Origin of the sequence: Sporomusa malonica, from assembly GCF_900176355.1 — a bacterium.
GTDB lineage: Bacteria > Bacillota > Negativicutes > Sporomusales > Sporomusaceae > Sporomusa > Sporomusa malonica.
The window spans coordinates 279,106-293,116 of sequence record NZ_FWXI01000001.1 but is presented as its reverse complement, the minus strand read 5'-3'; the positions used below and the strand labels follow the sequence as shown (position 1 = coordinate 293,116).

11 protein-coding genes and 1 riboswitch are annotated in these 14,011 nt (G+C 44.7%); all 11 genes read right to left on the bottom strand.

Going from position 1 to position 14,011, the window contains the following annotated elements; translation table 11 throughout:
• Positions 1-24: 24 nt before the first annotated feature.
• Entirely contained in the window at positions 25-282 is a 258-nt protein-coding gene (locus tag B9A22_RS01280) for a BMC domain-containing protein (protein ID WP_217805853.1), read from the bottom strand.
• A 21-nt stretch (positions 283-303) separates the two neighbouring features.
• A complete protein-coding gene (locus B9A22_RS01275; RefSeq protein WP_084573779.1) occupies positions 304-735 on the bottom strand; it encodes a EutP/PduV family microcompartment system protein in 432 nt (143 codons plus the stop codon).
• 7 nt (positions 736-742) lie between these two features.
• The gene (gene eutS, locus B9A22_RS01270; protein WP_084573778.1) at positions 743-1,084 is read right to left on the bottom strand and encodes an ethanolamine utilization microcompartment protein EutS; all 342 of its coding nucleotides are present in this window, start codon (positions 1,082-1,084) and stop codon (positions 743-745) included.
• Positions 1,085-1,371: 287 nt separating this feature from the next.
• Entirely contained in the window at positions 1,372-3,039 is a 1,668-nt protein-coding gene (locus B9A22_RS01265; protein WP_084573777.1) for a response regulator transcription factor, read from the bottom strand.
• 27 nt (positions 3,040-3,066) lie between these two features.
• On the bottom strand, positions 3,067-4,281 hold the full coding sequence (locus tag B9A22_RS01260; RefSeq protein ID WP_084573776.1) for a sensor histidine kinase: 1,215 nt from the start codon (positions 4,279-4,281) through the stop codon (positions 3,067-3,069).
• A gap of 92 nt (positions 4,282-4,373) precedes the next feature.
• The gene (locus B9A22_RS01255) at positions 4,374-5,408 is read right to left on the bottom strand and encodes a nicotinate-nucleotide--dimethylbenzimidazole phosphoribosyltransferase (RefSeq protein ID WP_084573775.1); all 1,035 of its coding nucleotides are present in this window, start codon (positions 5,406-5,408) and stop codon (positions 4,374-4,376) included.
• A 115-nt stretch (positions 5,409-5,523) separates the two neighbouring features.
• A riboswitch (cobalamin riboswitch) is annotated at positions 5,524-5,727 on the bottom strand.
• A 159-nt stretch (positions 5,728-5,886) separates the two neighbouring features.
• Positions 5,887-6,540, bottom strand: a complete 654-nt coding sequence (locus tag B9A22_RS01250) for a TerC family protein (RefSeq protein WP_281252331.1) — start codon at positions 6,538-6,540, stop codon at positions 5,887-5,889.
• A gap of 124 nt (positions 6,541-6,664) precedes the next feature.
• Positions 6,665-8,284: a BCCT family transporter gene (locus B9A22_RS01245; RefSeq protein WP_084573773.1), complete on the bottom strand. Its 1,620-nt coding sequence runs from the start codon at positions 8,282-8,284 to the stop codon at positions 6,665-6,667.
• A gap of 690 nt (positions 8,285-8,974) precedes the next feature.
• A complete protein-coding gene (locus tag B9A22_RS01240) occupies positions 8,975-10,999 on the bottom strand; it encodes a hydantoinase/oxoprolinase family protein (protein ID WP_084573772.1) in 2,025 nt (674 codons plus the stop codon).
• A 45-nt stretch (positions 11,000-11,044) separates the two neighbouring features.
• The gene (locus B9A22_RS01235; RefSeq protein ID WP_217805844.1) at positions 11,045-12,511 is read right to left on the bottom strand and encodes a trimethylamine methyltransferase family protein; all 1,467 of its coding nucleotides are present in this window, start codon (positions 12,509-12,511) and stop codon (positions 11,045-11,047) included.
• 32 nt (positions 12,512-12,543) lie between these two features.
• Positions 12,544-14,010 (bottom strand): trimethylamine methyltransferase family protein, encoded by a 1,467-nt coding sequence (locus tag B9A22_RS01230; RefSeq protein ID WP_217805843.1) that lies wholly within the window; start codon positions 14,008-14,010, stop codon positions 12,544-12,546.
• Position 14,011: the final 1 nt, after the last annotated feature.

The window sequence follows — 14,011 nt, the reverse complement described above, 5'->3', positions numbered from 1 at the left end:
TAATTACACCTCCAAAATTATGACTTACTTAACCTTAGGAAGAATCTTTTCAACGTCCACATGAGGACGGGGAATAACATGAATAGAAACAACTTCACCAACATTTCTGGCGGCAGCCGCACCAGCATCAGCAGCAGCTTTAACGGCACCGACATCACCACGTACCATAACAGTGACCAAACCAGAGCCAATCTTTTCATAACCTACCAATACAACATTCGCTGCCTTTACCATCGCGTCAGCAGCCTCAATAGCTCCTACCAAACCCTTGGTTTCGATCATACCTAACGCTTCACTCACTGTTTACACCTCCTTTCGTACGAAATATTCTGTTAAATCAGCCAAGCCTGCTCCAGTGTATGCGGAAACATAGAAGAAAGGCTCTTGGATTCCCGCCTCTAAAAGACGAAGCTTAGCTCTTTCCTGGTCAGCGCCAGGGGCATCTATCTTTGTGACCACTCCCACTACCGGCCGCGGAAACATGGCGGCAAAACCTGGCGGAAGTGTTATCCGGATATCGGTAGCATCCTGCACCATAAGCACCATTTTCGCTTCGGTGGCTGTCACCGCCAATGCCGAGTAGAAGCGCGGCATTTGTGCATATTCGCCAGGTGTATCGATGGCTCCATCGCAGAAACAAATACTTGATGTTTTTTCGGCTTTGCGGCAATCTTGGTTAAGTGCATTGATCAAAGATGTTTTACCTGCGCCCACAGGACCTACCAACATAATCATATTGCTATTACGACCTTGTCAGTTTGGAGGCTGAGAACCCAAGTCCGTCTGCTAATAGATTGATGACCTGCTTTAACGCGGCTTCCACAGCTGAGACATTACCGGTGATCACCACCGAACCGGTAAAGCGGTCCATAAAGCCAATTTGTACAGCTGCTGTTTTTGTGGCTGCATCTGCCGCAATAATGGCTGCCTCACAGGGGGTAATTGTTAAGATGCCGATTGCGCCGGTATCCACAATACCTAACTTTCCACATAACTCTTTTTTGGGATTGGCGATCAGGTGTGCCAGCGTTACCTGTTTGCCTGGCACGTATTCCTGCACCACTCGCGGCTTTTCTTGAATCATACCAATACCTCACAATCGTACCAATGTGGATTGACTGAATATTTCCTTTCTCCATACTAATTTGCTTTTTTTGCAAAATTACCTTGAGATGAAGTCGCCAGACCACAGGACATATTTGCGCACTCCGGCAAGGCACTATTTCCACAAGCAATGCTGTTTTTTTACCTTCATGGTATTTCGTTGTGATGTATTGTTCTTTTGCGGATAAAAACAAAAAAAGACTGTTTTTCACAGTCTTTTTTATGGTCATCTTAACCCCTGGCAACACCAGGCAGGTCAATCGTATTTTATTGTTGTATTTTAGAAGGTTGTTGTTGTGGAAGATTATCCACTTTGCTAGCTTTATTACTGTTCTTAAGTTGGGTCCGGTATTGATTGGGTGTAACCCCAACTTCCTGGCGAAATACCCGGCAGAAATAGCTGGCATCCTGGTAACCGGCCTCGCTTGCTACACGAACAACCGTCTGCTCCGGGTTTTGCAGCAGTTTCTTTGCTTTATCAATCCTTACTTTTGTCAAAAAGTCGACAAAATTGCAGCCCTTTTCTGCCTTAAAAATCCGGCTGAAATAATAGGGGCTCAGATGAACTGTCTGCGCAACCTCATCTAAGGATATACTTTTATGGAAATTTTCAACGATATATGCACAAGCTTTGTTAATCAATCTCACATTCATACTTGTGCGGTGTTCCAGCATATTATCCATAAATTGGTCCAAAGCATCCAAAATCCAGCGGCGTACTTCTTCCCGGTCAGCGCAGCCCATTAAGTGATTAATGCAGTTAAAATTTAGCAGCGTCAGCTGCTCAAGATTGGCTCCGCCCTCCACAGCAGCTCTTGATAACACAATTAAGAGCTCTAATACACAGGCTTTTACTGTTTCAATACTGGCCTTGGCCGAAAAAATCTCGTGTAAAAGCTGACGCAAGGCTTCTTTCGCCTGCTGCCGCTCACCGCAGCGAACTTTATCAAGCAGACTCCGCTCATAATTGAAGGGGTACCGAAATGATACCGCGCTGAGGTGAGGAAGATCATCAATGTGGATAATCTGATTATCTCCCATATAAAATTTTTGCTGTTCGGCGCTTACTGCCTCAAGATATGACTTATGGATTTGCAGCGGATCACTATAGTAGCGGCCAATTCCGATCGTCAGGCTAACTCCAAGCTCTGTTATGCCGTCTCTAATCTTCTGGGCCGTCTCTCTTACCTGGTGTTCAACCTGCTCTGGCTTAACCTCACCCTCATAACCCATCAAAATAATAATCTCGTCACCGCCAAAAGGGATAACCAGAATCTCTTTGCCAACAATTTTACAAACCTGCTGGTATACGCGCTGTTTGACTACCTGCCGTTCCAATTCTGAAGCACTACAGGTGATTTGCCTAAAATTATCAATATTAGCAACCAATATTGCGCCAGAATCGGCTGTAATACCAAGAAAAGCCGCTCGCTCACGGAAATTGGCTAAGTCCGTTACCTTGCCTGATACAAGGTCGTGGATAAAGGAGTTTTTGATAAACGGCATGGCCTCATCCAGGTTCTTCCTGAGCTCAGCTTCTTGCTGTTCTTTGCGTTTTCGCTGTCCGATTTTCTCGGTAACCGCATGTAATGTCTCCAATAAATCTTTAGGTCGCAGCGGCTTTAACAAATATTCCACAGCTCCGATCGAAAGGGCTTCTTTCGCATAGCTGAATTCATCAAAAGCAGTAAGCATAACAATAGTCGTATCTGGCAGTTCTGACCGTATCGTGCGGGCTGCCTCCAAACCACTCATTTCCGGCATCCGAATATCCATGAGAACAATATCCGGTTTTTCTGCAGCAGCTACCATTATAGCGCTTTTGCCATCTCCAGTTTCTAAGATCACCTGTATATCCGGGCAGTTTTTTTCAATGATAAATCTGAGCGCCTGGCGTTCAAGTTGTTCATCATCGGCAATCATGAGTGTATACATACATACCTCTCCTTTTATGTTCTGCAATTAGGAGCAGGTGGGCAAGTGTATAAATATATCAGTACCCTCGCCTACTTTGCTTTCTATACTTAAACCAAACTGATCGCCGAAATAATGCTGAATACGCTTGTGTACGTTGATTACTCCGAGTCCGGTCGTATGGCCTTTTCTGGCCCGTTTTTCCACTTTGAAAATGGTACTAATCCGCTCTGGTGAAATACCGACCCCAGTATCTGACACAACAATGACTACCTTATCGCTTTCGGTGTGTCCGCTAATCCGAATCGACCCGCCATCTCGTTTCGGTTCAAGACCGTGTATGATGGCATTCTCGACTAATGGTTGCAAACTCAAGGCGGGAACCGATGTTTTCAGCATGGTAGAGTCGATATCGATAAATGCCTGGATCCGGTCACCAAAGCGCACCTTTTGAATAGTTAAATAGTCATCAATTGATTTAATTTCTTCTTCGAGTGTGCGCATTTCCTCAATATCCCGCAAATTAGTACGCAACAGATCTGCGAGAGCATGAACAACTTCTTGTGTCCGCTCCGCTCCCTCCAATAAAGACAGGCGGGCAATGGTATTTAGTGTATTGAAGAGAAAGTGCGGGTTAATCTGTGATTGAAGGGCTTTCATTTCAGCGGCGCGTAGCAAGTTCTCCAGCTCAGCTTTTGCTTTGAGCTCTTCCATCAACTTTCTCTGGACGATATTGGTAACTCCCATTTCCACAATATAGTTTGCCATGATATGCAGCAAATCAGCAGCCGCTTTAAGCCGGTTTTCCGGTGTAACCTCAACTGCATCAAACAATTCTGATAAGATTTTATCATTCATCCCCATATGAGATAAACGTTTAAATATTTCATGTTTGGTATTAAAATCTTTTTGTGGCAGTACAACTTGGCCAGCTAACAAAGCGCCTACATATTCATTTTGCACAATAATTGGGGCAGCAAAATCGGTTAACCCGCTATGGCAATGGTAGACAAACGGGCGCTGCCATTCCATAGCCTTCCGCCCGCCCCGGTCGTCACAAGCCATACATCGTGCCAACCCTTCGGGAAAAGAACGAACATAGCTGCAAAAATCGGTAAATTTGCTCGGTTTGGTTACAGGCTTGCCGTCAGCATCAACAACAACGGCCGCTATTCCAGTAGTTTCCGAAAATTTATCCTGGATCTCTTGCAATATCTGAGTATTGACTATTTCAGCCAAAGCAAACCTGTTGTAGTTATGCACAAAAACTTCCCCCTGCTTCAACTTAGAACATGTTTAAAGGGGATAATTTTGCTACAATGACCGTCAATTCCTGCTTACCAGCAAAAATAACGCTAAATCGCGGCCAGTTGCGGCAACTCCGAATTACTTGGTTCAATATCAGAGCGTCTTGCCATATTGTAGATAGTGTAAGTCATCGTTTTTAGCATTGTTATCATCAATATTGCCCCCGTACCTTCTCCTAAAGCCAGATTGGCTCTAATCGGCACATCGTCAGCCAAAATATTTCCGAGGAGCATAGCGTAAGCCATACCCGGTTCTTTGGACATATGTGAAGGCAAGGCATAGTGTTCCACTTCTTTATTAATTCTAGCAGCGCAAGCAAATGCAACTGCTGTTATAAAGCCATCAATAACAAAAGGTGTTTTGAGCTGTGCGCACTCAATCATACCCGCGCATATTGCAACAATATCCAGTCCACCAACACAGCGTAGAATGTCCTCAATACTTTTGAAAGTCTCTCTATGGTGCTCAACACCTTTAGCAACAACAACACATTTCCTTTTCACAAGGTCGCTATTCTGAAAACTAGCTCCGTACCCTACGACAAACTCAGGCAAAATTCCAGTCATCGCATGTAAAACTGCCGATGAGGTTGTCGTATTACCTATTCCCATTTCACCGAAAGACATCAGGTTGGCCCCCTGCGTGTCAATGGCATAACTGACCATTTCTCGCCCAACTTTCCAGGCTTGGTCAAATTCGACTTGGCTCATAGCTTCTTCCTTCATGAAATTCTTAGTGCCATAAGCAACCTTGCGGTTTATTCCTGCAGTGTTTTTATTATTGATGCCAATATCAATAACCGAGAAAGGAACATTGTTAAAGTTACAGAAACAGCCTATCGCCGCACGTCCGTCCACCATATTTCGCGCTTGGAGGTAAGTTATTTCCGGCGAATCCGCTGCAACGCCTTCTTCAACAATACCGTTATCGGCGGCAAAAATTAAATGATAGGGTTTCACTTCAGGATGCATGGTCCCCCACGCCAATAGCATCTTTTTCAAAATCGTCTCTAATAAACCTAAACTATTGGCCGGTTTTGCTGCATCATTAATCAGACTCTCAACGGCTGTCCGATAATCCATTTCTACTCCCCCTATTTTAAAATTTTGCGCCCAAATAAAAACCCCTAGCCCAAAAGGGCTAGGGTTCTATTTTCATAAAATCCTGTCCTTCTGGTACTACCCCTGGCGCGGAGGTAAATAACAGCCATAACAGGCAGGTCTCCTGGCTTACGGTTCCTCGGAACACCCTCGCCTTCCCGGATAGCCGGTGGCATAATAGAGATGTTCCTCCCCGATTACAGTGGCGCGACCGCGTCGTTTAAGGATTCTTTTTTGAATCCTTCCGAGCTTCCCTATTCTCCCCTCTATAGCGAGAGGCACCTGTATGGTGGAGTTATTAATTTTTTTCTTATGTTGTAGCACATTCTACAAACAAAAGTATTTTCCTTCTAGTCTATGCAGTGTTCGCAAGATGTTAAAGTATTTTGTCAAAAAAATACTATCTCAAGAAACTTATGTAACACACATCGAGGTTTGTACTAAACTGCTATGCAGTAAATTACCCTTCTGCCCCCGAATCCGGCGGATCGGTTTGAGCGGCCCGCATGTTTTTATGCCAGTAGCCAAGTACCACCGTGACTACCGTTATCACCGCAGGCAACAGCCATTCGGGCGTATACTCTAAAATATAAATGCCAATTGCCGGATCTTTGTTGATCATAACCCCGGCCGTCCAAGCGATCAGTGCTGCCCCGGCATAAACGATAATGGGAAACCGGTCCATAAGTATCACCAGAATCTTGCTGCCGAAGATAATGAGCGGTATGCTAAGTCCCAGCCCGAGGGCTAAAAGCAAATAATCGCCCTCAGCGATAGCCGCGATAGCCAGCGTATTGTCCAGACTCATCACAATATCGGCGATAATTATCGTCTTTATCGCGGTCCACAGCGAATCGGAAGCATCAATGTTTTCGCAATGATCGTCCTCCACCAGCAGCTTCACCCCGATCCAGACAAGCAAAAGACCGCCGATAAACTGCAGATACGGAATCTTAAGCAATACTACCGCCGCGATCGTCAGTATGACCCGCAACCCTATCGCCCCGGCACTCCCCCACAAGATGGCCATCTTCTGCTGCTTGGGCGGCAGACAACGGCTGGCCATGGCGATGACCACCGCATTGTCGCCACTCAAAACAATGTTCACCATCATGATTTTAGACAGTGCGATCAAGAATTCCATTTTCAGCTACTCCTTTTACTATAATCATAGAGAGGAGCTGCCTCGCATAGGTTTAAATTACTTATTTTGAGACAGCCCCTTTATTTTTTATATTTTACAGAGAAACCGTCTTTGGATCAGGAACAGGAACTTGCTGGGGAGTTTCAAGCTTACAATACTCCTCGCCGTCCTGAAGCATTTTCGGTATTGTATAGCACACGAAGAGCAGAACAATAGTGAAAGCTAATGCTCCCACAATAGACGCAGCCTGCAATGCCATTAAACCACCAGCGGTCATCAAAACGCCTGCCGCAACCGCCATGGTAGCACCCCAGAAAACCTTTAAGCTGGTTTTTGGTTCAGCGCCGCCGCCGCTGGACAGAATGCCCAGTACGATCGTAGCAGAGTCAGCTGATACCACAAAGAAGGTGAAGGAAACAAACAGTAGAACCGGCGCCAGAAGAGCCGCTCCAGGGAACTGATCAAACAAAATGTAAATAGCACTTGACACGTCTTTTTGCACTGCATTCCAGATGATACCTTTGGTAGCTGCAGATAGTTCAAAGTTTAAGGCAGTTGTTCCAAAAATATTCATGAAGATCATACTAAACAGCGAAGGAGCAATTAATGAGGCCAGCACAAATTCCTTGATTGTCCGGCCTTTGGAAATCTTGGCGAAAAACAAGCCGACAAAAGGTGCCCAGGAAATCCACCATGCCCAGTAATAAATGGTCCAGCCGCCGAGCCAGCCACTTTTTTCTACCGGATCCATCCATAAGCTCATTTTCACTATGTTTTGGAGATAAAGCCCGGTGCCGTTGACAAAGTTGTCTAAAATATAAGTAGTCGGTCCGGCAAGGAACAAGTAAAGCATGATACCGAGACACGCAATCATGCTGATGTTCGAACCGACCTTAATCCCCTTTTCAATAGGCAGACAAGCAGATGCCAGATAGACAAGACAACATACGAGCAGAACCACAACATTTAACCCCAGCGTTATGGGAACACCATAGTTGAAATTAATCCCGGAAGTCAGCTGCATAACGCCCAAACCAATCGTGGTACATTGACCGAAGAATACTGCGACCAATGTAACAATATCAATTATCTTGCCGATCGGTCCATATATTTTGTCTCCCAGTATAGGATAGAAACAGGTACTTATCAAGGCGGGGAGTCCTTTTTTATACATTAAAATACCTATGGCAATACCAATTACCACAAATACCGCCCAGGCATTCAACGCCCAGTGCAGGAAGGAAATAGCCATTGACCATTCCGCTGCCTGTGCGCTACCAGGAGCGCCAGCATAAGAAGGACCTTTCATATAGTGGTAAAGAGGTTCTGCCACAGACCAGAAAATTAAACCTACGCCCATTCCACAGCCAAACAGCATGGAAAACCAAGAGAAATCCGAATATTCCGGGACATCATCATCTTTGCCCAGTTTTATGTGGCCAAATTTGCCGTAAGCCATATAGAAACACCAGACTAAAATAAAGAATACGCCGCCCATGTACAGCCAGCCTGTATAAGTTATCGTCCATTTGAGTGCTGCGCCGGCCACTGCGCCAAGGCCTTTGTTGTCAACTAATCCCCATATGGTAAACGCAGTTAATAAAACTGCAGATAGAATGAATACGACTGGGTCAACTTTACCAAACAATCCCCAATCCTTTGTGTATTCACAAATGTCTTTGTGTTTAAAGCCTTCTTGTTTCGGTGTAGCCATCAAGAAAATCTCCTTTCAATTCTAGGAATTTCTTAGACAGTACCTATAACAAATTCCCTTATTAAAAAAATGGGAGTATATAAAAGGGTATTTGCCCACGCACCCACCAAAGCTAAGTCCATGGTAAGCCCGCGTATTCGATCAGCAGTTAGTATCGTGCTTTTAGAGATTTACAACGAGTAAAATTTAGCATTGTAAAATAATATTTTTTTTTGTATAATCATAACACCAAATAAAAATATAAAATCTATAAATTGTAAATATTTTTTCTATCTCCCGCGGTGGTTTTTCACCTCCCTTGCAGAATCTCGGCCAATGACAAGGAGTTGCCCCACTGCCAAGAAAGGGTAATTTCATTTCATCACTGCCGGATTTTGGGCCGATTCCGTTTCCACTTCTTATGAGAAAACAGGGGTGGGACGGAATCACTTTTGATACTATACTTGCTGAGCGCTTTCCAACTAAGGTATAATCAAATTAATACTATGAATATTAACAAAAGTACCTAGTGTTTTTCATAGGTACTTTTTTAATTCATCCACCACAAACGAACTATTCCTTATTTTCCATTTATTACACTGAGCTTTATTTGTAGATAGAATATTCAGATAAAAACCTACATAAAGGGAGGAATTGCTGCGGCTCAAAGCTTTGCGCCTTGAGCCTTTTTTGTGTTTCCGGCAGCAAGACTCAACCAGCATTACTCAAAACGGGCTCTGCACAATCCACAAAGAATTTTTCTTTTATTTCTTCTCTTTCCCACTCCGGACGTTCTACGGCGGTTATTTCGATAAGTGATTCAATATAAAGATCTTTTTCTATCATTGAGGCTTGCGCATATCTATCCTGATGGCTTACAACTAACTCAAACTCTTTTGCCCCTGCTTTACTTGCCGCCAGCCTTGCCTGTTGCTTTGCTTTGTCCAGTGAATAGGACACTGCAGTTTCCAGACTTTCAAACATCTTACATTCCCAAGGGGCATGCATCAGATAGGTTCCATCTTTTTCGCCAGGCTTAATCAATACTTTGATAGTTTCCATGATCTTACCAGTTGCGGCCCCAACAGCGTTGGCTACTTCAGCATGCTCCGGAATAATCAAAGAGGTATTCATCTTCTCTGCTACAGCTGGCAACCAAGCCCTAACCGGAGCGCCTATGCCAACAATTGGCATATTGATTTTAAAAGAACAGTCAAATCCTTGATCTTGTTTGGGTGATAAGGCTTTTTCTATGAAATACATGACATCTGGTGTATTTTTTATCTTAATGTTTTGCGCATCACAGCCTACAAGACTCTGAAGACAGGTAATGCAAAGGTCATTGATTATTTTTTCTGAAGCCAGTCGAATAAACTCTTCCGAGCTTACTCTCATTCGGCTTGCTAAGACTTCTACGCCTATTTCCGCTGCTTCTCGGTTCCATTGATGATAGGTCCCTTTGGCATGCAAGAGATCAGTGGGAGTAAGTGATATTCTGGCTAATACTCCCAAATTAACGAGATGTTGTAAATTTAGCAGGTTAGGATCCAGATTCATCCTTTGGGTTAGATAATATAAACTTCTTGGTCCATGTTGAAGAATTTCAACAACTTCTTTTTCTTGGTCATTCAATTCTTCAAATGTTGCTTGCTTAAGGAACATGAAACAATCTGTTGCTTGGGCAAACATAAGATCATAGGTCTTATCAAATTTCATCTTCAATTCATCGACCAAATAAGGATGTTGGTACGCAACCACAGACAAGGGCCATACCCGTTGGGGACCTACCTGAATTTCACCATCTTTGCTAATTTGGACATAGCTATCTCCGCCTAGGCCATAGGTATAGATCTGTGCAGCTTGAACACGCGTAAGCCAACCACCTACTGTTGCCCCCTCTTGATTGATCTTAGGCACTCCATTTTTTAGAATGGCAATATCAGTTGTGGTTCCACCCATGTCAAGCACAAGAGCATCAGAAGTTTTAGTAAGAAAAGTTCCTCCTATGATACTGGAAGCCGGTCCCGATAAAATAGTCTCGATAGGCTTTTCACGCGCTAAAGCCTCGCCCATCATACACCCGTCGCCTTTAACGACCATAATGGGTGCCTCTATCCCTTTTTCGCCAAGCACCTTTTTTACAGATTCAATTAATTCGGTAATGATTGGAATTAAGCGAGCATTGAGAACTGCTGTAACTGTCCTTTCATGGAATCCTAAGGAAGTCGTTAGCTGGTGAGCACATACCACCGGAAGATCCAAAATTTCATTCACCATACCCATTACAGCAACTTCGTGTTCAGGATTCCTTATGCTAAGATATCCCGAAATAGCTATGGCATCTACTTTACCTTTTAGCTCGCAAATAGCTTGGCGGGTCTTTTCCAGATCTAGTTCTGCATTGGGACGGCCTTTGAGATTGTGCCCTCCCTGCAGAACATAGTTATGTTCTGCAGGGAGTGAATCAGTGGAATTATAGCCAATCATCAAAAGGCCCACCTTACACCCGCGACCTTCTACAATTGCATTAGTTGCTAATGTGGTTGATAGCGAAACCGCACTGATGTTCTTAAAATCTTCAAAATCCAAATTAGTAATACAGTTTCGAATGCCAATGGATAGATCCTCACGGGTAGTCAATGCTTTGGCCTTCTTCAATATCTGTTTGCTCCTAAGCTCCACGACCACACCATCGGTATAAGTTCCGCCAGTATCGATTCCCAATACCAGTGACATTTCTATTCCTCCTTACGAAAGCAAAAGCAGGCAGCTAAACTTTTCTTAATCGTCTTCGCCCGGCATATGTCCGACAGCGTTTTCTACAATATCCCTGATCTTTGCGGAAATATCCTTCGGCAGAGGAATGGGCTCGTGGTAATTAATAATGTCTCGAACTTTTTCATTGGCTACCTGGGTCAGTGTTTTCCCGCCTGTACTTTCCCAAATACTGCGAGCGGCGCGATTGACCAATCTCGGGGTATAGTTCTCCTCTACATGCTCTTCGGTATGATCTTCATCGGCAAAATTGCCGCCCGGACCAACCTTTTCAATGACATCGAGCGCTAACGTTTCCTGATCAACACGTATACCACTGGTTAATCTTCTGGCCATACCCAATACTTCATCGGCAATTACAACAAGGTCGAGGTTTGAAGTCGTCCCGTATTCTGAGTAACCTGTATCATGATTTAGGTTGGCTCCTGACATATTTGTCATAGCGATGGACAGGGCTGCCTCTATTCCTGCCTGTTCATCAATAATACAAGAATCTGTACAGCCTGCCGTACCAAACATCGGAATATTCAGATAATGAGCCACATCAGCTAAGCTGGCTAGGAGCAGGTGAAGCTCCGGTGCTCCATAGGAGAAGATGGTCGTACCCATATCCAGTACAGTGTACACTCCACCCATAATAAAGGGGGCTCCTTCACGGGTACACTGACTCAGAACCATACCGCTCAAGCTTTCGCATAAACCTTGAACCATTACCCCTGCCATAGTTGCAGGTGCCGTTCCTCCAGCCATAATACAAGGGGTATAAATGGTCGGTAAGCCCTTCTTAGCCCCCAGGACTAACTTTTGCGCAGCTTCCTTGCAGTGCACACCTGGCGAAATCGGTTCAGCATACAGGCAGATAAATGGGTTCCGTCTTAGTTCTTCCTCACCACCGGCGACGATCTCAGCCATCTTAATGACGTCCGCTTGGCCCCATTCATCAACACAAACCGTAATAATCGGTTTATCGGTGTGTAAAATCTGTTGCTCAAACTCATGGCGGTCCGATACTAACAGAGGCACATCTTGAACAATACCCAGCGACATCGCATAATCAATATTTGGCAAGGCATCAAGAACCTTGGTTGCCCAGCCTACAGACTGTCTGGTAGCACGATGTCTTTCGTTCGTGAAGGGGTTTCGGGTAAACGGGGTGCAGGGGCCCGAACCAAAATAAGCATTATTTCCTTCGATAAACAGTTCTCGGGCTCCAGTCCGGCTATTGCAAAGCACAACGTGTTTCTGACAGCTTCTCAAGCACCGTTCTGTAATGTTTGCCGGTATCCGAACTCTTTTCCCGTCGACCCAGCAGCCTGCTTTTCTTAGAATTTCCAGCGACTCTTTGTCATGGAAATCTGTTCCGGTGCGCCACATTGCTTCTACTGCAGCCATGACCAATTCATGACATTGAGCTTCCGACAATATATTCATCTTGGTACTTGAATACGCTTTAAAGTTTGTTCTAGTTGTCAACTTCAAACTCTCCTTTCAACCCTCATTTAATTCTATCTGGCATCCACTCTGTCTAAGACTGTCTGGATTTTGCTCAGGACCTCTTCAGAAAGTTTCTCTGCTTGGTGGGTCTTGATTATACTTTGGGTCTTTTCTTTAACTCGTTGGCCTAAACTTTTCGCCCCATTGGCCTCCCATTCAGCAATCCTTGTTCTATTCATAACTGTCGGCCACCAGAATTCCGAGCGGAAAAATTTTAAAGTATGATCTTCACCCAGGTAATGTCCTGCTGGCTGTACTTCATCAATTACGCCTCGGGCTAATCGTTCTTCATTTACCTCGACGCCTTTCATCATTCTGCGCGTCATACCCATGACTTCATCGCCCATGACCAGTAATTCCAAAGATCCTGTCAGGCCATATTCCAATTGACCGCAGCCATGAATCAGACTTGTTCCGCTCATACCGGCATGCAGAATGGAAAATGCTGCTTCTAAGCCCATTTGTGCATCGCTTTCTTTAGCGTCTGTAGCACCGGCAAAGCCGAAACTCGGAATCCTAAGGAAACGCATAACATTTGCCATTCCTGTTCCCATCAGGCTGACTTCCGGAGCGCCGTAAGGCAAGATACCGGTCTCTTGATTTTTAATTGTGAAGAAACCGCCGGCAATCACAGGGGCTCCTTGGCGAACTAATTGTCCCAGCAATATCCCGACTAAATCATCTGCCAAAGCTACGACAATGGCCCCGGCCGGAGTAGCAGGCGATGTTTCACCGGCAATGAGCTTGGTCGCATAAATATAGGGAACTCCGTTTCGGGCAGCAAATAGGACCTTGGCCAACGTCGCCTCGGAATGTACCAGCGTTCCTTCTGTTTCAATCAGAAAAACTGCAAAAGGATTCTTTTGGAATTCCCTTAAACTTCCGGCCACGGCAGTGGCGATGTCAAGAATTGCTTGTGCTTGTTCTACTCCCTGGATTGACTGGATAATTGGCTTGGTCGTATTGGTTACCAAGGCTTCAAAAGCATGAACTTCTGCTGTGCTTTTTGGGACATCTGTGGGAAGACCGTTGCTCATAACGAAATCAACGTTCTTTAATCCGTCACAAACAACGCCGGTTTTAGCGACATCCGTCTTAACCGGTTTTTTCCGTGCAGCTGTCAGGGGGTCAATCACATAGGTATTACCGTGACCTGGTCCATAATAAGCGTTTGTAGTTTCTAATTTTAAAGCCCTTTTGCCATTTCGGTCACATACGGTGACGCGTGAAGGCGCACTTCTTACCGCCCACTCTGATAACGCGGAAGGGATTCTAACTCGATTGCCATCGACCCAGCAGCCTGCTTTTTCGAAGATTTTACGAGCTTCTTCGTTCAGGATTTCTGCCCCGGTACGTTCTAGAACCTCAAGCGCTGTCATGAAAAGTTCTTCACATTGATCCTCACTAAGCATTTCCCAAACGGTGGTCTGATTGACCGCATAATTTGCCCGCGTATAACGACTTTTTGTTGTACTCACT

What these genes read in the sequence shown, in the direction of transcription:
- B9A22_RS01250 (WP_281252331.1), bottom strand. Translation starts at nt 6,540, where the DNA reads ATGATGGTGAACATTGTTTTGAGTGGCGACAATGCGGTGGTCATCGCC.
- B9A22_RS01255 (WP_084573775.1), bottom strand. Translation starts at nt 5,408, where the DNA reads ATGGATTATCGGACAGCCGTTGAGAGTCTGATTAATGATGCAGCAAAA.
- eutS (WP_084573778.1), bottom strand. Translation starts at nt 1,084, where the DNA reads ATGATTCAAGAAAAGCCGCGAGTGGTGCAGGAATACGTGCCAGGCAAA.
- B9A22_RS01245 (WP_084573773.1), bottom strand. Translation starts at nt 8,284, where the DNA reads ATGGCTACACCGAAACAAGAAGGCTTTAAACACAAAGACATTTGTGAA.
- B9A22_RS01265 (WP_084573777.1), bottom strand. Translation starts at nt 3,039, where the DNA reads ATGTATACACTCATGATTGCCGATGATGAACAACTTGAACGCCAGGCG.
- B9A22_RS01275 (WP_084573779.1), bottom strand. Translation starts at nt 735, where the DNA reads ATGATTATGTTGGTAGGTCCTGTGGGCGCAGGTAAAACATCTTTGATC.
- B9A22_RS01240 (WP_084573772.1), bottom strand. Translation starts at nt 10,999, where the DNA reads ATGTCACTGGTATTGGGAATCGATACTGGCGGAACTTATACCGATGGT.
- B9A22_RS01280 (WP_217805853.1), bottom strand. Translation starts at nt 282, where the DNA reads ATGATCGAAACCAAGGGTTTGGTAGGAGCTATTGAGGCTGCTGACGCG.